Raw genomic sequence first — 20,777 nt, 5'->3', positions numbered from 1 at the left:
GCCACCTACAATATGGAGAACAACAATATGCGGACTCAAGTCAAAGCCCTGCTGACAGGGATTATCCTGGCCACCTCAATGGTCAGCGCCGCACAGGCCGCCGACAAGGTGGTGATCGCCCACCGTGGTGCCAGCGGCTATCTGCCGGAACACACGCTGCCGGCGAAGGCCATGGCCTACGCGCAGGGTGCAGACTTCCTCGAGCAGGATCTGGTGATGACCAAGGACAACGAGCTGGTGGTGTTGCATGACCACTACCTCGACCGCGTCACCGACGTAGCCGAACGTTTCCCAGACCGCGCACGTAAAGACGGCCGCTATTACGCCATCGACTTTACCTTGCCGGAAATCAAATCGTTGAAGTTCACCGAAGGCTTCGAGATTGAGAACGGTAAAAAAGTGCAGGGTTACCCTGGCCGTTTCCCGATGGGCAAATCCGATTTCCGCGTCCATACCTTCCAGGAAGAGATCGAGTTTGTGCAGGGCCTGAACCATTCAACCGGCAAGAACATCGGTATTTATCCGGAAATCAAAGCGCCATGGTTCCACAAGCAGGAAGGCAAGGATATTTCCAGCAAAGTGCTGGCGGTGCTGAAGCAGTACGGTTATACCGGCAAGGGTGACAACGTTTATCTGCAATGCTTCGACGCCAACGAGCTGAAACGCATTAAAACCGAGCTGGAACCGAAGATGGGCATGGATCTGAAGCTGATCCAACTGATCGCCTACAACAAATGGCAGGAAACCTATGAGCAGAAGGCCGACGGCAAGTGGGTGGAATATGACTATGACTGGATGTTCAAGCCGGGCGCGATGAAGCAGATTGCCCAGTATGCCGACGGCATCGGGCCGGACTACCACATGCTGGTGGTGGCGGAGAAATCCAAGCCGGGCAAGGTAGTGCTGACCGACATGGTGAAAGAAGCCCATGCCAACAAGCTGGCGGTGCACCCTTTCACCATCCGTGCGGATGCGCTGCCGGACTACGTGACCAACGTGAATCAACTGTATGACGTGATTTACAACCAGGCGGGCGTTGACGGCGTGTTCACCGACTTCCCTGACAAGGGCGTGCAATTCCTGCAAAAGCAGGGCCAGCACAAGTAATACCGATTGGGGCGCCGCGAGGCGCCCCGTTCATATCAACCCAGGAACATCTTGCGCAGGTAGTGCGGCACCGCGTCATCGACGTTGGAGCCGATCACTTCCAGCTCCGGCAGCTTGTCTTTCAGCCGCTGGTGCGCGTCGCGCATGATGCAGCCCTTGCCGGCCATCGACAGCATTTCCAGGTCATTCATACCGTCGCCGAAGGCAATGCACTCTTTCAGCGTATAGCCGATGATCTTGGCCACTTCTTCCAATGCGTGACCTTTCGACACGCCACCCGCCATGACTTCCAGGCAGGTTGGGAACGAGAAGCTGACGTTAACTCGATCGCCCCAACGCGCATTGATGGCATCTTCCAGCGGCAACAGTTTTTCATGATCGTCACAGGTGAAGTACACCTTGCAGACGCCATCGGTTTCCAGCAGGCCCGGCTCGAAAAGTTGATACTGGAAGACGGACTCCTGAAAGAACTCTTTCTGCTCCGGACTTTCGCGGTTAATGAACCAGTCGTCATTACGATAAACGTTAGTGGTGATGTCCGGATCGTTATGCAGCATACCGTAGAGATCGCGGGCAATGTCTTCGGCCAGGTTATGGCTGAAAATCAGCTCGCCGTCGGTGTTGTGCACGCGAGCGCCGTTGGAGGTGATCATAAAGGCGCTGATCTCGAGGTTATCGCGGATCTGCGCAACGTCGATATGATGACGGCCGGTAGCAAAGACAAAATGTACGCCACGCTGGGTCAGCAGCTTCAGTGTCTCTTTGGCGTAAGGGGACAGAGTGTGGTCGGGTGACAGCAGCGTGCCATCTAAATCGGAAGCGACGACGTGATACATAGCGGTAATTTCTAACCTCTAATGGTGTGGTCGGCGGTTGGGGTACCACCTAAGTGATGAGCAAAAAAACGCAGGATTGCGCTCAATGCTTCGGCGCGCATCGCGTCCCGCTCAAACAGGATCTCATGCCGTGCGCCTTCGATAACCTGCGGTTTTCCCCCTTCACAGGGATGTCCCGCTTCTGACAATGCCTGACAAAAAGCCTGATGAGAACGGTTGTCGACCACCCGATCCTCACCGGCCTGCAATAATAATAGCGGCGTGGTGATTTTAGCCGCCTGGGCGATGATTTCTCGTCCCGCCTGCAGGCTTTCCCGTACCCAGTGGTAGGTTGGCCCCCCCACCTGCAACTCGGGATAATCGGCGTAATAACGTAAACAGCGACGATAGCGCTCACGGCTGTGGGTCAACACGTTGACCACATAGGGTAGCGGTCGCCACTGGCCGGTCCCTATCGCATAGTAATCGCGCACCTTCGGGTGTTTCTCCGTCCAGTTCAGAATGCGGTTGGCCATCCAACCCGGCATCGGCAAATAAATACCGAACATCGGTGCACAAAACGCAGCAGCGTCAAATGCCTGTGGCTGGCGGGCCAGAAACTGCGCCAGGATCGCACCGCCCATCGAGTGGGCCAAGGCAAAGTGCTGCCGGTAACCCAGTGGCACCACTTCCTGCTGATAAAACTGGGCGAAGTCATCAACGTAATCGGCAAAGTTTATCACATGACCACGGTGCATATCAGTCAGCAAACGGCCGGAACGGCCCTGCCCGCGGTGATCCAAAATCATCACGTCATAGCCGCAATGGAACAGATCGTAGGCAACCTCGGGATATTTAATATAACTTTCGATACGACCGGGGCTTACCACCACCACCCGATGATGGCGAGAGGAACTGAAACGCACAAAACGGATGGGTACGCCGCCGACGCCGCTGAACTCGCCTTCCTCGCGCTGCCGCCAAAAGTCCAGCAGCGGTCCCGTGGCGAAAGCAGCAAACTGCTTTTCACGCGTTAACCAGTCATCAGTGCTGAGAGTAAACGACGTCATCAAATGCTTTTCCCTGAGCCGCCAGCGGCAAAAATGTGACCTCTGGCACAAGAAATAATACTAGCGTATTGTGATTCAATTCTTACAAAAACCGAACCATTTTGGCACATATTGGCCATTGGCGCTTTCAGGGAGTACCTCAATGACCTTGGACTGGTGGTTAACCTACCTGCTGACAACTCTTATCCTCAGCCTGTCGCCCGGTTCAGGAGCCATTAACACCATGAGTACCGGTATCAGCCACGGTTATCGTGGCGCAGCGGCGTCGATTGCCGGTCTGCAGGTCGGGCTGAGCCTGCATATCGTGCTGGTGGGCATTGGCCTGGGCGCGCTGGTGTCGCAGTCACTATTGGCGTTTGAAATGCTGAAGTGGTTCGGCGCCGCCTATCTGGTCTGGCTTGGCATTCAACAATGGCGCGCGGCAGGTTCGCTGGACTTGCATACGCTGGCAGGCACTATGCCGCGTCGCCGTCTGTTCCGCCGTGCCGTGCTGGTGAATTTGACCAACCCGAAAAGCATCGTGTTTCTGGCCGCACTGTTCCCACAGTTTATTTTGCCTAACCAACCGCAGGCCGAGCAGTACCTGGTGCTCGGTATCACCACCGTGGTAGTAGATATTTTTGTCATGATTGGCTACGCCACGCTGGCCACCCGCATTGCCGGCTGGCTTAAGACGCCTCGCCAGATGCAGTTGTTGAACCGTATTTTCGGTTCACTGTTTATTCTGGTGGCCGGGCTGCTGGCTACGGCCAGAAAGGCATAATGCAAAAGGGCCGAACATGGCAGTTCGGCCCTCAAAATCTGTGCGCCCGTGTTTAGCGGGTAAAGATCAGGTGTAAACCAAAACCGGTAAACAGCACGCCCGCCAGTCCGTCTATCCACTTGGCCAGCCGTTGATAACCCCGGCGCATGGTCGGCAATGCAAACACCACCGCCACCAGGCTGAACCAGACAAAAGTCTCGGCGATGATCAGCAAGAACAAGCCCCAGCGTGCACCGGCCCCGACGTCGTCACCCACAAACAGTGAAAACACACTGCCGAAATAGATAACCGCCTTCGGGTTTGACAAGTTGGTCAAAAAACCACGGATAAAGCTGCGCCCCGGCTTCGGCAAGGCCACTTTCACCTCCGCCGCAGGCACCGACTGGGCATTTTGTGAACGGGCGGAGCGCAACAGTTGCCAGCCCATCCAGCACAGGTAAATCCCACCGCCAACCATGATAATCTGATGCAGCCAGGCCATTTTTTGCAGGATCAGGTGCAGGCCCATCAAGGCTACGCCCGCCCACACCACGATACCCAGTGAAATACCCAGCACGCCCATCATCGCCTCACGACGTGAGCGGCTGGCGGCGGTTTGCGAAACAAAAAAGAAGTCCGGCCCCGGACTCATCAGCGCAATCAGGTGCACCAGCGCCACGGTCAGAAACAGCATCAGCATGATTTATTGCCCTTAATCTTCGTCATTATCGAGGTGATCGCGGATCATCGCCATAAACGGAGCGCCAAAACGCTCCAGCTTGCGCTGACCGACACCGTTAACGCTCAACAGGTCGCCGGCCTTGATAGGCATCTGCTCCGCCATTTCCAACAAGGTGGCATCGTTAAACACCACATAAGGCGGGATATTTTCTTCGTCGGCAATCGATTTTCGCAACTTGCGCAATTTGGCAAACAGTTTGCGATCGTAATTGCCGCCGTAGGACTTTTGGTTACTGCTGCTGCGGGCCTTCAGGCTCTGGATGCGCGGTACCGCCAATTGCAGTTCCAGCTCACCCCGCAGCACCGGGCGCGCGGCCTCGGTCAGTTGCAGCGCCGAGTGCATGGCAATGTTCTGGGTGATAAAGCCCAGGTGGATCAACTGACGCAGCACGCTGGTCCAGTGTTCGGTGGTCTGCTCGCGGCCAATGCCGTACACCGGCAGTTTCTCGTGTCCGTATTCGCGAATACGCTGGTTATTGGAACCGCGCAGCACCTCGACAATGTATCCCAGCCCGAAACGCTGGCCGACGCGATACACACAGGACAACGCCTTGCGCGCATCTTCCAGCCCATCGTAACGCTTGGGAGGATCCAGGCAGATATCGCAGTTGCCGCAGTTCTGGTGTTTACCTTCGCCAAAATAGTTGAGCAGCACCAACCGGCGGCAGGTTTGCGCTTCGGCAAAAGCCCCCATGGCGTTTAACTTGTGGCGCTCGATATCCAGTTGCTGCCCGGCGGGCTTTTCCTCCAGACAGCGGCGCAGCCAGGCCATATCGGCCGGGTCATACAGCAGGATCGCCTCGGCCGGTAAGCCGTCACGCCCGGCACGGCCGGTTTCCTGATAATAAGATTCGATATTGCGCGGAATATCAAAGTGCACCACAAAGCGCACGTTGGGTTTGTTAATGCCCATGCCAAAGGCGACGGTGGCGACCACTACCTGCAAATCGTCGCGCTGGAACGCTTCCTGCACCTGCGCGCGGCGGTCGTTGTCCAACCCGGCATGATAGGCTCCCACGCTCAGCCCACGGCTTTGCAGGCGGGCAGTGGTGTCTTCGACCTTGGCGCGGCTGTTGCAGTAAATGATGCCGCTTTTGCCACGTTGGTCCTGCACGAAGCGCCACAGTTGGTCGAGCGGCTTGAATTTCTCCACCAGCGTATAGCGGATGTTTGGCCTGTCAAAACTGCTGACCTGCACCAGCGGATCCTGCAGCGCCAGCAGGCGCACGATATCGCCACGGGTGGATTCGTCGGCGGTGGCGGTCAGGGCGATCACCGGCATATCAGGGAAACGTTGCTTCAACAGCCCCAATGCACGGTATTCAGGCCGGAAGTCGTGACCCCACTGCGAAATACAGTGCGCTTCATCCACCGCCAGCAAGGCAGGTGGGTTGCCGCCGAGCTGATCGAGGAAACTGTCCATCATCAGCCGCTCGGGGGCGATATACAGCATTTTGATCTGGCCGCTGCGGCAACCCGCCATCACCTCGAGCTGCTGCTCACGCGTTTGCGTTGAGTTATAGCAGGCAGCGGCGACGCCATAGGCCAGTAACTGATCAACCTGATCTTTCATCAATGAGATCAACGGGGAAACCACTAACGTCAGGCCATCCATCACCAGCGCCGGGATTTGGTAACACAACGATTTACCGCCGCCGGTCGGCATAACCACCAGGCAATCCTGCCCGCCGATCGCCGTGTTGATAATCGTTTGTTGACCCGGTCGGAATTGCTGGTAGCCGAAGGTATCGCGTAATACCTGCTCGGCCAGCAACTCTTTGTTTATCACTGCTGCGGTTGACACACACTTCCCCATTTTTTGCTGCGATACGCCGCCTTTATGACGGCCGGATTACATAATATCGTTAAGCATGACACCAACGCCAACCCGTGTCTGCCGGAAGTTGTAATCAATCAAGGATTCGCCGTAACCGCTGAACACCTGAGTGTAGAAACGCACGTGCTTGCTGATCGGGTAGCTCCAGCCTAATTCCGCGCCGCCATAACCGCTGTTCCAGTTGTAATGGCTGTCGACACTGAACACGCTGTCACCCCAGGCATAGCCCACTTTCAGACGGTAATAGCCCATGTATTTGGTGATGTCCGGGTTATCGTCACTGCTGTCGCTTTCCGAAAAGCGGAACCAGGGCTTGAGATCCACCTGCCAGTTGCCGTTTTGTGCCATAAAGCGCGCATAACCCCGGTTCCAGCTGCGTGAAGTGGGATCAGAACGGCCGTTGGACTGGTGATTCAAGCCCACTTCAACGTCACGCAGCGTCCAGCCGGCGAAGCTGTAATCGGTCGCCCACCCCAGGAACACCTGCGGTTCGTAGTTGGTCTCACGGAACGGGGATGACTCACTGTGGTTAGAAAGCTGCCACCAGGAGCGCTGAGTATAAGAGGCGCCCAGCACCGAGTTATCACCGGCAATGCCACGCCACAGTGGGAACGCCAGGCTGAGTTGGAATTTGACCTCGTCCTTGCGGGCATTATCGGCCCAGTTATAGGACTGGATGGCCTCTTTGTTGATATTGCTGGTATCGGTATACAGCACATAGTTGGTGTCATACGGATACAGCGTGAATGGGTTGTCGTGATCCTGCAGCATATTGGCAATAATGCTGCCGCGCACCGCCGGCTTATCATGAATTTGCTGCTCTTTGGCTTCTTCCGCCTGAGCCAGCGGAGCCGCCGCCAGCGTGGCCAAAATGAACCCTGACAAAATGCGCATAACGTTCCTCACCCCAACAAAATTGACAAATTCTGAAATAAAAACAGGCCATTTTACACACAAAGGGAGTTTTACAGCAGTGCGGCGTGTATTTATTGGATTAGTCTGGAAAGCAACAAAATATAGGCATAATATCAACAAACGGTTAACCTGGACTGACCAGTTAGCTTCCCCTACTACACAGAAAAGAATGGGTATTTATGTCTACCACACCACTGACACTTGAAGCCGCCCGCCAGAAAATTGGCGAGATCTTTGTTTATCACATGCCGTTTAACCGCGAGCTGGGCCTGGAACTGCGCCGTTTTGACGACGACTACGTGGAGCTGAGTTTCACCAACCAGCCCAAGCTGGTGGGCAATGCCGCCCAGAAAATTCTGCACGGCGGCGTGATCGCCTCGGTGCTGGACGTCGCCGCCGGGCTGGCGTGCGCCGGCAGCGTACTGATGCGTCTGGATCCGTTGATCGAAGAAGAAGTCGCTACTCGTCTTTCCCGCATGGGAACCATAGATTTGCGCGTTGATTATCTGCGCCCTGGCCGTGGCGAGCATTTCGTCGCCGCCGCCAGCGTATTGCGCAGCGGCAATAAAGTCGCGGTCGCCCGCGTCGAACTGCATAATCACGATGGCCTGCATATCGCCAGCGCCACCGCTACCTACCTGGTCGGGTGATTGTGTGCGGTGAGCGTCTTAAGTACACTCACCGCATCTCCGTTTTACCCATCTGAGTAACGTCATGGACGCACAGCAAACACGGCAGGGCATCTTCTTTGCTCTGGCCGCCTATTTTATTTGGGGCATCGCCCCTGCCTATTTCAAGCTGATCCAACAGGTGCCTGCCGATGAGATCCTCACCCATCGGGTGATTTGGTCGTTCTTCTTTATGCTGGCGCTGATCACTCTCGGACGTAACTGGTCACAGGTGCGGGCCGCCTGCCACGACCGTAAGCGGCTGTTGCTGCTGGCGGTGACCGCGTTGCTGATCGGTGGCAACTGGCTGCTGTTTATCTGGGCGGTGAATAACCACCATATGCTGGAAGCCAGTCTGGGCTATTTCATTAATCCGCTGGTGAATGTGCTGCTGGGGATGTTGTTCCTGGGCGAACGCTTCCGTCGGATGCAGTGGTTGGCGGTGGCACTGGCTTTTGCCGGTGTCCTGATCCAGCTATGGCAGTTCGGTTCACTGCCGATTATCGGCCTGGGGCTGGCGTTCAGCTTTGCCTTTTACGGCCTGCTGCGCAAGAAGATCGCCATCGACGCGCAGACCGGCATGCTGATCGAAACCCTGTGGCTGCTGCCGGTAGCGGCCGCCTATCTGTTCCTGTTCGCCGACAGCCCGACCAGCCACCTCGGTGCCAATGCCTGGTCGCTGAACCTGTTGCTGGTGGCCGCTGGTATCGTCACCACCATACCGCTGCTGTTCTTTACCGCTGCGGCTACTCGTCTGCGCCTGTCAACGCTCGGCTTCTTCCAATACCTCGGCCCCACGCTGATGTTCCTGTTGGCCGTGACCTTCTACGGTGAAACCGTCGGACAGGACAAGCTGGTCACCTTCGGCTTTATCTGGGCGGCGCTGCTGCTGTTTATCCTCGACGCGCTCTACACCCAGCGTAAACTGCGCTGAGGTCAGAGCTAGGTTGAAGCCGGCGTGGCGTGGTTGGAAATAAACCGCGCCATCGCCGGCCCCGTCAGCAGAATAGTGAACAGCCGCAGTGTCTGCATCGCCATCACAAAAGACATGTCTACCCGGCTGCCGGCGGCAATGATCGCCACGGTATCCAATCCGCCTGGGCTGGTCGCCAAATAGGCAGTCATCAGGTCTACCGGCAGAAAGTGCGTCAGCATCCACGCCAGCAGGCCACAAAACAGCATCAGCGCGACGATCGACACCACCATCTGCGGCAGAGTCCGCAATGCCAGTAGAAATATCGGCCGGGTAAAACGCAGCCCGACGCTCCAGCCAATCAACGTATAAGCCAAGGCCAGTAGCCACTCTGGTATCTGCAGCGCCATAGTACCGCTGGAATGCAGCGTCGCACCGATGATCATCGGCAACAACAGCGCGCCGGACGGGATACGCAGCCGAGGCCCTAGCCAGGCACCGACCATGGCTACGCCCAGCGTCGCCGGAAAGCGCCAATCCAGCGACGGGAACCATTCCAGCGCCGCATTGCCGTGACCCGCTTCATCGCCCAAACCAATGCGGGCCACCATCGCCGCTGCGGTCGCGACAAACAGTACCCGCAGATACTGCATAAATGCCACCAATCGAACGTCTGCGCCAAAATCACCGGCCATCGCCACCATCGCCGACGCTCCGCCGGGGGATGAGCCCCAGGCACCGGTCGGCCCAGGCAGGCCGCTAAAGCGCACCAGGCACCAGCCGGAAATGCCACTGGCCAGCAGCGTGGCGATCAGCACCAGCAGCACCAGCGGCCAGTCATCGAGTAACGGCGTGAGAATAGCGGGAGAAAGGCTTTGTGCAATCATGCAGCCCAGCACCGCCTGCGCAGCGATAAACAGGTAGCCGGGAATGCGCACCGTGGCGCCCAGCAGCCCCATGGCTACGCCGACAATCATCGGCCCCAGCAACAGCGCAGCAGGAATATGGAAGGTTTGCAGGCCAAATCCCAACACCAGCGAAGCCAGCAGCAGGATTGACCATTGAATCAAGCGGGGGAACTTCTCCATCAAAACGCATGCCTTACAGACAGATAAGCCGTGGGGGCATTCTAACCCTATTTAGCAGGCTAAGCGTTGGCCAACGGCAGAAATATCGGGCGAACAGGTTCGCCCGTCAGCTTACAGCCAGTTCTTGCGTTTGAAGTACAGATAAGGGGCCAGCCCCGCCAGGATCATCAAACTGATGGCGCCGGGATAACCGAACGACCACTTCAGCTCCGGCATAAACTCAAAGTTCATCCCGTAGCTTGAGGCCACCAGCGTTGGCGGCAGGAACACCACCGAAACCACCGAGAAGATCTTGATGATGCGGTTCTGTTCGATGTTGATAAAGCCCATCGCCGCCTGCATCAGGAAGTTGACCTTCTGGAACAGCGATTCGTTGTGCGGCAACAGGGATTCGATGTCGCGCAGCACTTCACGCGCCTGTTCCAGCTGACCGGTTGGCAGCCGCGCCTTGCGCACCAGGAAGTTCAGCGCCCGTTGGGTATCCATCAGGCACAGACGGACCTTCCAGCCGATATCTTCCAGTTCGGCCAGCGTCGACAGCGCCTCGTCGTATTCATCACCCTGATGGCCTTCCATGATTACCCGGCTGAGCTTTTCCAGATCGCTGTAGACGTTTTCGATCTCGTCCGCCAACTGCTCAATCTTGGTTTCGAACAAATCCAGCAACAGCTCGTAGGCGTTGCCGTCAACCATCGTCAGATTACGGGCACGCATGCGGTACAGGCGAAACGCCGGCAGTTCACGCTCACGCAGGGTATACAGGCGACCATCGCGAATGGTGAAAGCCACGGTGGAGTTGCCGGCATGGTCTTCCGCATCTTCAAAATAGAAAAAGGAGTGAATATGCAGACCGTCTTCGTCTTCGAAGAAACGCGCGGAAGCTTCGATATCGTCCAGCTCCGGGCGTGTCGCCAGGCTTTGGCCCAGCTCGTTTTGCACGCGCTCACGTTCGCCTTCTTCCGGCTCAACCAGGTCAACCCACAGTGACGTAGTGAGGTCATCGGAGTCATCCAACTCCAGACGGGACAGGCGGCTGTTATCTAATTTAAACGCGCTTAGCATCTGCTAAAACTCCCTTGGGGTGACAGGGGTAAACAACGCGTGGAAGCACAGAAACAGGGGGATGTTGTATCACCAGCTTGTTTCAGACCATGTAAGGATCTGACTCATAGCGACACTGAAGAGGTCGCCGACAACCACGAAGGCTATCAGCTCAATGGGATAGCCTTAGAAGTTGCACCTGTTGTTGTCCAGGTCAGTGAGCCAGTATCTACTGGGTGTGTCCAAGGCGTATGTCCTCATTGATAATAGTGCGCGCATGTTACGCCGAGAAGAAAAAGTCTGTCAACCGGTTAGGTCCGATAATTGCGCAACAATTCATCGCTATAACCGATGGGGGAAATCAGCAAAATCGGCGATAAAGGGTAACGAAAAAGCTGCGACGATCTCTGACCACGCGCAAGAATGTTGCTAAGATTAGGCCACGATAAGCTTGCGGACTTTACCGATGAAACAAATTACCGCCCACGACCTGACCGCCATGAGTGAACAGGCCGCTAAAGTGGCACGCCTGCGCGCGCACCGTACGTTACACGAAGAGTTGAGCGACCCGGTGCAGCGACTGGCAATTGCCATGGAACCCGGCACCTATATCCGCCCCCACCGCCATCCGCAAACCTGGGAGCTGCTGACCCCGCTGCGCGGCCGTTTTGTGGTGCTGCAGTTTAACGAGGACGGCGTCGTCACCCAGCGCACCCTGCTCGGCGAAGAAACCAAAGTGCTGGAGATGCCGGCGTTTACCTGGCATGCCGTGCTGTCGGTTGATCCGGGTGGCGTGGTATTCGAAGTGAAGCAAGGGCCTTATCAGGCGCTGTCGGAAGAAGACTGCATGCCGTGGGCACCGCAGGAAGGGGCCGAAGGTACCGAAGCGGTGATGCGTTGGTATGCCACCGCGCAGATCGGCGATCGCTATACCCATACTGTTTGATGTCACCATAGGGGCGATAACTCGCCCCTGCCGGCACCGGGTTTACACCGCCTCCAGGCGGGCGTAAGCGGCCACCAGCCACTTGATGCCTTCACCCGGAAAAGCAATCTGCAGCCGGCTGTGTTCGCCGCTGCCTTCCAGATTGACGATAGTCCCTTCGCCAAACTTGGGGTGGCGCACTCGCTGGCCCAGCTTGTAACCGGTGTCGTTTTCGCTGATCGGCGTGCCCATGCGGCGATGATTCGCCGGCCGTGAGACGCTGGCGCGCAAACGCACTTCTTCCACACACTCCTCCGGCAGTTCGCCGATGAAACGTGAAGGCCGGTGATAAACCTCTTTGCCGTACAGACGCCGGGTTTCGGCATAGGTCAGCGTCAGTTTCTGCATGGCGCGCGTCAACCCAACGTAGGCCAGACGGCGCTCTTCTTCCAGCCTGCCGCCTTCGTCCAGCGACATTTGGCTCGGGAACATCCCCTCTTCCATTCCGACGATAAACACCTGCGGGAACTCCAGCCCCTTGGCCGAGTGCAGGGTCATCAACTGCACCGCGTCCTGATAGGCATCGGCCTGCCCCTCGCCCGCTTCCAGCGCAGCATGTGACAGAAACGCCTGCAGCGGCATCAGATCCTGATCTTCATCCTGATAGCTGTACTGGCGCGTTGCCGTCACCAGTTCCTCAAGGTTTTCGATACGTGCCTGACCTTTTTCGCCCTTCTCCTGCTCATACATAATGAACAGCCCCGAATCGCGGATCACCCGATCGGTCTGAACGTGCAGTGGCATATCGGCGGTTTCGTGCGCCAGTGAGTCCACCAGCTCGGTAAAGCGTTGCAGCGCAGATGCCGCCCGCCCGGCCAGCACCTTGTCCTGCAACAGTGCGCGGGTGGCCTGCCACAGGGTCAATTGACGATCGCGGGCCGTACGACGCACTTCGTCCAGCGTCCGGTCACCAATGCCACGCGTCGGCGTATTCACCACGCGTTCGAACGCAGCATCGTCGTTACGGTTGGCGATCAGCCGCAGGTAGGCCAGGGCATCCTTGATCTCCTGACGCTCGAAGAAGCGCTGTCCGCCGTAAATACGGTATGGCATCGCCGTTTGCAGCAGCGCCTCTTCCAGCACGCGTGACTGGGCATTGCTGCGATAAAGGATGGCGCAATCATTCAGCGCACCGCCGTTTTCCTGCCAGGCTTTGATACGGCCCACTACGAAGCGCGATTCATCCAGCTCGTTGAAGGCACAGTAGACTGAGATAGGCTCGCCTTCGCCGCCTTCGGTCCACAGATTTTTCCCCATGCGTCCGCCGTTGTTGGCGATCAGGGTGTTGGCCGATTTCAGGATATTGCTGGTCGAACGGTAGTTCTGTTCCAGAAGTACGCTTTGCGCACCGGGGAAATCCTTCAGGAAGCGTTGGATATTTTCCACCTGAGCGCCGCGCCAGCCGTAGATCGACTGGTCATCGTCGCCGACGATCATCACGTTGCTGTTATTGCCGGCCAGCAGGCGGATCCAGGCGTACTGAATGCTGTTGGTATCCTGAAACTCGTCCACCAGCACGTTGGTGAAGCGTTCGCGGTAATGATTGAGGATATGCGGCTTGTTCAGCCACAGCTCATGGGCACGCAGCAACAGCTCGGCAAAGTCCACCAGCCCGGCGCGATCGCAGGCTTCCTGGTAGGCCTGGTAGATACGCAGCCAGGTCGCTTCCACCGGGTTGTTGTAGGTTTCAACGTGCTGCGGGCGCAGGCCCTCATCTTTTTTGCCGTTGATGTACCACATTGCCTGACGCGGCGGCCATTGCTTCTCGTCGATATTCAACGCTTTGACGATACGCTTGAGCAGGCGGAACTGGTCGTCGCTGTCAAGAATTTGGAAATCCTGCGGCAGGTTGGCATCCAAATGATGAGCGCGCAGCAGCCGATGAGCCAGACCGTGGAAGGTACCAATCCACATGCCGCCCTGGCTGGTGCCAATCAGGTGTTCGATACGGTGGCGCATTTCCGCCGCCGCCTTGTTGGTGAAGGTCACCGCCATAATGGAATACGGCGAGCAGTTCTCTACCGCCAGCAGCCAGGCGATGCGATGCACCAGCACCCGGGTTTTACCGCTGCCCGCGCCGGCCAGTACCAACAGGTTGCCACGTGGCGCCGCCACGGCTTCGCGTTGTTTTTCATTCAGGCTGTCGAGCAGATCGGAAACGTCCATAGGCACCATTAATTGGTAAGGGAAAGCGCGTCAGAGACGCGATTCCACTGGGAATTTATACAGAGTTCTGGCAGGGATTATAACAATGCTGTCAGCGATGCCAACTGCGAAATCTCAATATGTGGCAGCAGACGGCTGTCGGCGGCCTGCATCAGGCTGCGCTGGCGGTCGTTGATCCAACAGGCCTGCAGACCGGAACGCAATGCCCCGGCGACGTCGGTGGTCAAATCATCACCCACGTGAAGAATGCGTTCCGGAGCCACTCCCAACCGCTCGGCGGCCAGTTGATACATGTCCTGATAGGGCTTGGCGCGGCCATCCGGCCCGGAACGCAGCACAAACTGGAAGTAACCATCCAGCCCGCACAGTGCCGGGTCGGCATTGCCGTTGGTGATCGCCACCAGCGGGAAACGTTCACCCAGCGCTTTCAGGGTGGTATGGGTTGCTTCCGGTACCTCGATGCGGCTGCGCCACAGCGCAAAGTTCTGCATCGCCGCATCGGCGCCGTCGGCGGCTTCGGCATCGCGCAGCCCCTGACGACTCAGCGCCAAATGGATAGCGCGCCAGCGCCACTGGGTGACATCGTGGTAAATCTCTGGATCCTGTTCGCGCAGCTCCTGGCGCAGGCGATGAAAATCCGCCGACTGGAAGTGGTTCAGCCCAGGATGATAATTCTGCAGAAAAGCCACCGACTGCAGCTCGGTCTGTTTGATCACCGGCCGATTGTCGTACAGCGTGTCGTCCAGATCAAAAGTCAGCGCCGCCAGCGGTCGCAGCGGACGATAAAAATGCATCAGGATTTCCCCCGTTTGGCGCGTGGATGCGCAGCATCGTACACGTTCGCCAGATGTTGAAAGTCGAGGTGAGTGTAGATTTGAGTGGTGGTCAGATTGGCGTGGCCGAGCAGTTCCTGCACCGCACGCAGATCGCCGCTCGACTCCAGCATATGGGTGGCAAACGAGTGGCGCAGCTTGTGCGGATGGATATGGCTGTTAACGCCCTGTTTGACGCCCCACTCGGCAAAACGCTTTTGCACGTTGCGGGTCGAGATGCGCTTGCCCTGGTTGGACAGGAACATCGCGTCGTCTGACGGCCCGAACAGATCGCGCATCGCCAGCCAGTGTTCAAGCCAGGTCACCGCAGTGCGGCCCACCGGCAGTTTGCGTTCCTTGCTGCCCTTACCCAACACCCAGATTTCACCGGCGGCCAGATCGACATGGCGACAGTCCAACCCCACCAGTTCCGAAAGACGCAGCCCGGCACCGTACATGACTTCAAGCATGGCGCGATCGCGCACCGCCAAAGGATCGTTAAGATCGATATTCAGCAGCTGATTCATTTCATCAACGTCGATGTTTTTCGGCAGATGACGGCCGCTGCGTGGCGTTCGGATCCCTTTGGCCGGGTTTGCAATCAGCATACCCTGGCTGACCTGCCAGTCGAGAAAACTGCGCAACGCCGACAGGCGCAGCGCGAGGCTGGAAGACTGTAATCCGGCACGTTTACTGCGCGCCGCAAGCTGACGGACTTTGGCGGCGTCCAGCAACGGCCACTCCGTGACGCCAATTTCCTGCGCCAGCGCCATCAGCGCCTGCAGTTGACGCGAATAACTCAGTTGGGTGAGCGGGCTGAGCTGGCGCTCGACCTTCAGATAGCGCAAAAAAGCGTCCACCGGCTGTTGCAGGCTGGCCGCCAGCGGGATCATGCGCGTTCGACCCAGCGTTCCAGCAGTTCCGGCAGCATGCGCGCCAGTTGATTGAGCATCACGGTGCCCATGCCCTGCTGATAGTGTTGCGTATCGCGGCTGCTGAAAATCACCATGCCCAGTTCGCCGTCTTCACCCAACATCGACAGCGCTACCGAGCCGACCAGCTTGGCCTGCGGCAGCAGCAACAGCAGCTCAGGGCCATTGAGGCTGCCGAGGAAATGCTGTTGATCACCCAGGCGCTGAATGCGCAGCGGTTCGAACGACGAACGCGTCAGGGCAAGGTGGGTGAAATCGGAAGGCGCACCGATTTTCCAGCTTTCAGAAAACAGGCGAATATTGGCGCCGGCCAAACCGAAACCGCGCGCCCAACGCTGCAGGCGGTTGAGCATATCCTGCAGGCTGTCGGCGGTGGCCAGATTGGCCTGCAAATGCAGCAGGCTGGCAAACAGCGTTTCGTTGGCGCTGGCCTGCTCCATCAGCAGGGTGATTTCTTCTTCCAGCCGGTTGATATGGTTGCGCTGGCGGGCCAGATGCCACTCGACCAGCGACACGGTACCGCGAACGGGATGGGGAACGCGCATCTGTTCCACCAACCGCGCATTGCGGATAAAGAAGTCCGGGTTTTGCAGCAGAAACTGCATCACGGTGTCGTCGTCAAGCTCAATGCCTGCGACAGCCTGGTCCTCAACACTCTTCATAGATGAATAAATCCGTCATATACATGGGTTGCCGGGCCGGTCATAAACAGCGGGCTGCCCGGTCCTTTCCAGCGAATATGCAGGCTGCCGCCCGGCAGTTCTACATGCACCTCTTCTGACAGCAATTCCTGTTGGATCCCCACAGCCACTGCCGCACAGGCGCCGCTTCCGCAGGCCTGGGTTTCGCCGGCACCGCGCTCATACACGCGCAATTTGATGTGCTCACGGCTGACAATTTGCATAAAACCAATGTTGGCCCGTTCAGGGAAGCGCTCATGCCCTTCCAGCACCGGCCCGAGCAATTCCACCTTGGCGGTTTTTACATCATCTACCTGTAAAACACAATGTGGGTTGCCCATCGACACCACGCCGCACAGCACCGTATGTTCCGCCGCGCGCATGATGTAAGTCTTTTCTTCTTTGGTCGCGCGAAAGGGCACCGTCTGTGGATCAAAGTTCGGCTCGCCCATGTTCACACACACCAAATCGTCATCGGTGACACTCAGCACCATACGTCCGGTCTGGGTGCTCACGCGAATATCGCGCTTGTTGGTCAGCCCTTTCAGCCGCACAAAGCGGGCAAAACAGCGAGCGCCGTTGCCGCACTGCGCCACTTCACTACCGTCGGCGTTAAAAATGCGGTAGTGGAAATCCAGTTCCGGATCGTAAGGCGGTTCTACCACCAGCAGCTGGTCAAAGCCAACGCCCAAGTGCCGATCGGCCAAACGGCGGATCAGCTCGGGTGAAAAATAGACATTCTGTGTAACGGCATCGACCACCATAAAGTCGTTGCCCAGACCGTGCATTTTGGAGAACTGCATATCATACTCCGCTATCCGTCTTGGTTTGCGGTGGCCTGTGCCGCCGCAAATAGGGTGTTACTGAGCGCTCATCGACGGTTTTTGCTGAGAGCTGGAAAGTTCCTGCTGATTTTTCTGTACCTGTTCGCCAGTCTGAACCTGAGTGGCCGGTTTCTTAGTGCTGGCCGGATCGGCTGGAGGGAAGTACAGCGGGCCTTTCAGACCACAGCCGGAGAGCCCGGCAAGCAGAACTGCCATCAGCGCATAGCGTAGTTGTTTTTTCATTTGCATTAATGCCTGTAATTCATGCGTCCAAGGTCTCTATAATCGCAGGTGGATCATGAAAAGCAATAGGAATTGATTATGAACGACAGTGAGTTTCACCAGTTGGCTGACCAACTGATGCTTAATATTGAAGAGACACTGGACGATTTTGACGGCGATGCGGATATCGATTACGAAACCAACGGTGGCGTAATGACGTTAAGCTTCGAAAATGGCACCAAAATTGTCATCAATCGCCAGGAGCCACTGCATCAGGTTTGGCTGGCAACCAAGACCGGCGGCTATCACTTTAACTACCGTGATGGCGTGTGGCTCTGCGATCGCAGCGATCGTGCGTTCTATCCGTTGCTAAGCGAAGCCGCCAGCGCACAGGCCGGCGAAGAAGTGAAATTTGCCTGAAAATAGCCGCACTCACCGGGGTTCAGTTAACTGAGCCCCTGTGATATCAGTGCAGCTGGAACTGCTGTTTCAGCGGCTGAGCCGCGCCGTCAGTCAGCGGAACGCACAGGCTCGACAACACGTTACTGCGGAACGGGATCACCTGAGTGCGGCCATCAAGCTGCACTATCTGGTAAAACTGCGGCAAATTGAAGTTGATGAAGCTGGAACCGTAGGTGAAGCGATCGTGCGAGGAAGAGTAGAAGCGGCTGACGTCGCGCACCAGCTCCTCTTTACTGCCTTCACAATGGTGATAAACCTCAACGCGGTTCGACTCATCCAAAATATAGATGTTAAAGCCCTTGTCGTCCGACGTGTCCTCAAAGAAGAACTGAATGATCCCCTCACTGGCGAAACCATCCACCACCGGCGGCAAATGCACCTGATCGGTTTCCACTTTGATCGACAGGCCATGCAATTTGTTGTTGGAAATCGCCCCGTAGAATTCCACCGCGTTTTCCAGCTTTTGCACCGACACGCTCAGCCGCTCGAAGAATAGCCCCCAGGTCTGGCCGGCAACCCGCACCGCTTTAAAGCGGCCCGGTTCCAGTCGGGTGCTGGACAAGCGCAGCTCAATGCACTCTGACACCAACTGCTGAATACGGGTACGGATCAAACCGCGCAGATGCTGGCTGTAGCAGAACACCTCTACCGATTCTGGTGGGGCGGCGTCCTGATGCATTTTGCCAAGAATGGTCTTCAAGGCTTCCAACACCGATTGCTCTCCGCTGAAATGCAGGGTACGCACTTCGTTCCAGGAGTTGCGGTACAGCAGATCGATACTGCCCACCAGGCACTGTTGCTGCTGGCCGAAGCTGAACACATCGAGCTTGCGGAAATCGAAATGCACCACCTGATTGCGGAAGGCGGCGGTCGGATCGTTTTCCAGATTGACAATAATCGCCAAATGGCGAATTTCACATGGGCTGTACAGCGCTTTTGGCGTCGGTGCCGCCAGCCGCAGCGGGAAGTGGTGCGACACATCGGCCACCAACTCCTGCAGTTTGGCGGTGTCACACAGGTTGCCGCTCTTGATATGCAAACGGGTCTTCGGCGTCAGCAGGCCGTTGAAATAAGCCCAGGCCACCAGCTTGTTCAGGTAACGGTTATATTCCAGCGGTTGATGGCTGACAATCGAGTCCATGGCCGGTGCCTGGTTGTACAGGTACCAGCCGGTGCGGTTGGCGCGGCCAACCGGCACGTGAATAAAGGTTAAATCGTCTTCTGACAGGTCCGGCGAAATCTGCGGGTTCACCAGCGTCACCTTGCCGGGCAGCGCTTCAAACGCGGCGTACAGCTTGCGGGTCAGCACGCCGATATCCTGCGGGCTGGCACTGACGCTGAGGTTGTTGCGACGGGCGAAGCGGATCAGGTTGCGGTAGCTTTGCATCATCGCATCCAACAGTTCGTTGTGCGCTTCCCGCACCCGTGCGATTTTCCAGTTGGCGCGATTATCCAGGATAGCCAGACGCTCTTCGTCCCAGCCCCATTCGCTGACCAACTGGCTGAGGATCTCACGGCGCCAGCCGACGCATGCGTTGGCACGCGACAGTTTTTCACAGACTTTAAGGTAGAAACAGCGGCGGACCAGATCGAGGCGGGTGGTATCGTTGATGGCGTTCAGATAATGCGTGACGCGTTCGAGCATCATACAGTAGGCGTCAAGACCAAAGCAGACGATTTCACCCTGATGCAGACGCTGTTTGATGTCCATCGCCAGCAATTGAGTATTCGGGTATTCCCAGGAGTACGCTTCCAGCAACAGGGTCTTCAGCACCGCCTTGTATGGCGAGTCGATGCTTTTGTACAACTGCCACAGGCTGGCACCGAAATATTCTTCCGCCGACAGCGTACCCAAACCACCGAGATCCAGCCATTCGTTCGGCGTTAGCGCGCCTTGCGAGTACAGCGACAACACATATTCATCGTAATGTGATTCTTCGTCGCCCGGCACCATGTTCCACAAAATACGTTTGCCGGCCAGGCGCACCGCGGTACGGTAAAATTCGTCCAGCAGCAGGATATGTTGGGTAGAACCGCAGTCTTCACCGCCCAGGCTGCCGCTTTCGTTATGGCGGAACCGGTTTTCATCGATCAGGAAGAAGCTGACTTCCACCCCCATCGACGCCGCCCATTTTTCCAACAGGCTGCATTTCTGCTGCAGGCGGTTACGCTCTTCGTTATCCAGCCAGGACTGGTGGCACACCCAGATATCGAGATCTGAGCTGCAACTCTGGCCGATCGACGACGTGCTGCCCATCGAGTAAACCCCGGTAATCGGCAGTTCACCACTGGCAGGCTTGTCAAACGGGCTGCCCCATTTGTCTTCTAAATCGTTGAGGTATTCTTGCTGGGTTTCATCAGGCGTGTAGATGCAAACGCCATGGGGAACGTTACCGTTCAGATAACCTGGCATCAGTGGGTGGTGGTGGTGCAATAAGGTAGGCAGCAGACTGTATACCCGTTGGAACGCGGGCTTCATGGCCGCTAGGGCGCGATCGATTCTTAATTGATTGATCGCATCCAGTCTCTGCTTCAATGTCTCGATGTAGAGGTACAAGACGTCTCGCCTGATTATCCCGGTATTTAGAAAAAAACCCGTATTCCATAAGCGCCGTTAGTGTTGGAAGAATATTTGGCAACTTATTGCTGGAAACGTGATCAATCTAACACCTTGCTGATTGACCGTAAAGGAAGTAACGCTTCACTATTATTGTAGCGCCACTCCAAACGATTTACCCGCAGTGTTAACTGCCCCAA

The 20,777-nt window shown here is 56.9% G+C and carries 20 protein-coding genes; 6 read left to right on the top strand and 14 right to left on the bottom strand.

All coding sequences use genetic code 11. The features are described from left to right. Window positions 1–27: 27 nt before the first annotated feature. Window positions 28–1,107 (top strand): glycerophosphodiester phosphodiesterase, encoded by a 1,080-nt coding sequence (gene glpQ, locus M2406_RS22745; protein WP_012004669.1) that lies wholly within the window; start codon window positions 28–30, stop codon window positions 1,105–1,107. Window positions 1,108–1,142: 35 nt separating this feature from the next. Here the strand turns inward: glpQ and yigL are convergent, their stop codons facing one another. Continuing rightward, window positions 1,143–1,943 (bottom strand): sugar/pyridoxal phosphate phosphatase YigL, encoded by an 801-nt coding sequence (gene yigL, locus M2406_RS22740; RefSeq protein WP_012004668.1) that lies wholly within the window; start codon window positions 1,941–1,943, stop codon window positions 1,143–1,145. Between the two features lie 11 nt (window positions 1,944–1,954). Next, window positions 1,955–2,992 (bottom strand): lysophospholipase L2, encoded by a 1,038-nt coding sequence (pldB, locus tag M2406_RS22735; RefSeq protein ID WP_259191447.1) that lies wholly within the window; start codon window positions 2,990–2,992, stop codon window positions 1,955–1,957. A gap of 142 nt (window positions 2,993–3,134) precedes the next feature. On the opposite strand from pldB, the gene rhtB reads away from it, so the two are divergent. Beyond that, on the top strand, window positions 3,135–3,755 hold the full coding sequence (gene rhtB, locus M2406_RS22730; protein ID WP_012004666.1) for a homoserine/homoserine lactone efflux protein: 621 nt from the start codon (window positions 3,135–3,137) through the stop codon (window positions 3,753–3,755). A 52-nt stretch (window positions 3,756–3,807) separates the two neighbouring features. Here rhtB and rhtC read toward each other — a convergent pair whose 3' ends face one another. The 3 genes from rhtC to pldA are packed head-to-tail and all read right to left on the bottom strand — an operon-like array spanning window position 3,808 to window position 7,206. After that, window positions 3,808–4,434, bottom strand: a complete 627-nt coding sequence (gene rhtC / locus M2406_RS22725; protein ID WP_017891276.1) for a threonine export protein RhtC — start codon at window positions 4,432–4,434, stop codon at window positions 3,808–3,810. A 12-nt stretch (window positions 4,435–4,446) separates the two neighbouring features. Next, entirely contained in the window at window positions 4,447–6,279 is a 1,833-nt protein-coding gene (recQ, locus tag M2406_RS22720) for an ATP-dependent DNA helicase RecQ (RefSeq protein ID WP_017891275.1), read from the bottom strand. A gap of 48 nt (window positions 6,280–6,327) precedes the next feature. Then, window positions 6,328–7,206, bottom strand: a complete 879-nt coding sequence (gene pldA / locus M2406_RS22715; protein WP_012004663.1) for a phospholipase A — start codon at window positions 7,204–7,206, stop codon at window positions 6,328–6,330. Between the two features lie 200 nt (window positions 7,207–7,406). Here pldA and M2406_RS22710 point away from each other — a divergent pair, with 200 nt between their 5' ends. Continuing rightward, window positions 7,407–7,877, top strand: a complete 471-nt coding sequence (locus tag M2406_RS22710) for a thioesterase family protein (RefSeq protein WP_012004662.1) — start codon at window positions 7,407–7,409, stop codon at window positions 7,875–7,877. A gap of 64 nt (window positions 7,878–7,941) precedes the next feature. Beyond that, window positions 7,942–8,829: an EamA family transporter RarD gene (gene rarD / locus M2406_RS22705; RefSeq protein WP_012004661.1), complete on the top strand. Its 888-nt coding sequence runs from the start codon at window positions 7,942–7,944 to the stop codon at window positions 8,827–8,829. A gap of 8 nt (window positions 8,830–8,837) precedes the next feature. Here rarD and M2406_RS22700 read toward each other — a convergent pair whose 3' ends face one another. Together M2406_RS22700 and corA are read right to left on the bottom strand one after the other, a co-directional pair. Beyond that, on the bottom strand, window positions 8,838–9,896 hold the full coding sequence (locus tag M2406_RS22700; RefSeq protein WP_112363626.1) for an AbrB family transcriptional regulator: 1,059 nt from the start codon (window positions 9,894–9,896) through the stop codon (window positions 8,838–8,840). Between the two features lie 111 nt (window positions 9,897–10,007). Then, the gene (corA, locus tag M2406_RS22695; protein ID WP_012004659.1) at window positions 10,008–10,958 is read right to left on the bottom strand and encodes a magnesium/cobalt transporter CorA; all 951 of its coding nucleotides are present in this window, start codon (window positions 10,956–10,958) and stop codon (window positions 10,008–10,010) included. A gap of 445 nt (window positions 10,959–11,403) precedes the next feature. Here corA and M2406_RS22690 point away from each other — a divergent pair, with 445 nt between their 5' ends. Next, complete coding sequence (locus M2406_RS22690; protein ID WP_012004658.1) at window positions 11,404–11,883, top strand: WbuC family cupin fold metalloprotein; 480 nt, start codon at window positions 11,404–11,406, stop codon at window positions 11,881–11,883. A gap of 42 nt (window positions 11,884–11,925) precedes the next feature. On the opposite strand, the gene uvrD is transcribed toward M2406_RS22690, so the two are convergent. The 6 genes from uvrD to M2406_RS22660 all read right to left on the bottom strand — a co-directional run bounded on the left by uvrD (window position 11,926) and on the right by M2406_RS22660 (window position 17,579). Next, complete coding sequence (uvrD, locus tag M2406_RS22685) at window positions 11,926–14,088, bottom strand: DNA helicase II (protein WP_218218128.1); 2,163 nt, start codon at window positions 14,086–14,088, stop codon at window positions 11,926–11,928. Window positions 14,089–14,165: 77 nt separating this feature from the next. Beyond that, the gene (gene yigB / locus M2406_RS22680) at window positions 14,166–14,882 is read right to left on the bottom strand and encodes a 5-amino-6-(5-phospho-D-ribitylamino)uracil phosphatase YigB (RefSeq protein WP_012004656.1); all 717 of its coding nucleotides are present in this window, start codon (window positions 14,880–14,882) and stop codon (window positions 14,166–14,168) included. Continuing rightward, a complete protein-coding gene (xerC, locus tag M2406_RS22675) occupies window positions 14,882–15,793 on the bottom strand; it encodes a tyrosine recombinase XerC (RefSeq protein WP_012004655.1) in 912 nt (303 codons plus the stop codon). Before xerC ends, yigB begins: the two co-directional genes overlap by 1 nt. After that, window positions 15,790–16,494, bottom strand: a complete 705-nt coding sequence (locus M2406_RS22670; RefSeq protein ID WP_012004654.1) for a DUF484 domain-containing protein — start codon at window positions 16,492–16,494, stop codon at window positions 15,790–15,792. The genes xerC and M2406_RS22670 overlap by 4 nt, the downstream gene beginning before the upstream one ends. Next, window positions 16,491–17,315 carry a diaminopimelate epimerase gene (gene dapF / locus M2406_RS22665; protein ID WP_012004653.1) on the bottom strand — a complete coding sequence of 275 codons (825 nt, stop codon included), beginning with the start codon at window positions 17,313–17,315 and terminating at the stop codon, window positions 16,491–16,493. The genes M2406_RS22670 and dapF overlap by 4 nt, the downstream gene beginning before the upstream one ends. Before the next feature lie 57 nt (window positions 17,316–17,372). Further along, window positions 17,373–17,579 carry an LPS translocon maturation chaperone LptM gene (locus M2406_RS22660; protein WP_017891271.1) on the bottom strand — a complete coding sequence of 69 codons (207 nt, stop codon included), beginning with the start codon at window positions 17,577–17,579 and terminating at the stop codon, window positions 17,373–17,375. A gap of 78 nt (window positions 17,580–17,657) precedes the next feature. Here M2406_RS22660 and cyaY point away from each other — a divergent pair, with 78 nt between their 5' ends. Continuing rightward, window positions 17,658–17,978, top strand: coding sequence for an iron donor protein CyaY (cyaY, locus tag M2406_RS22655; protein ID WP_012004651.1), 321 nt, complete (start codon window positions 17,658–17,660; stop codon window positions 17,976–17,978). 46 nt (window positions 17,979–18,024) lie between these two features. On the opposite strand, the gene M2406_RS22650 is transcribed toward cyaY, so the two are convergent. Next, the gene (locus M2406_RS22650) at window positions 18,025–20,577 is read right to left on the bottom strand and encodes a class I adenylate cyclase (protein ID WP_112363628.1); all 2,553 of its coding nucleotides are present in this window, start codon (window positions 20,575–20,577) and stop codon (window positions 18,025–18,027) included. Window positions 20,578–20,777: the final 200 nt, after the last annotated feature.

The organism is Serratia sp. BIGb0163, assembly GCF_024809935.1.
Lineage (GTDB): Bacteria > Pseudomonadota > Gammaproteobacteria > Enterobacterales > Enterobacteriaceae > Serratia > Serratia quinivorans.
The sequence above is the reverse complement of the archived record's forward strand: the minus strand, read 5'-3'. Positions and strand labels throughout refer to the sequence as shown.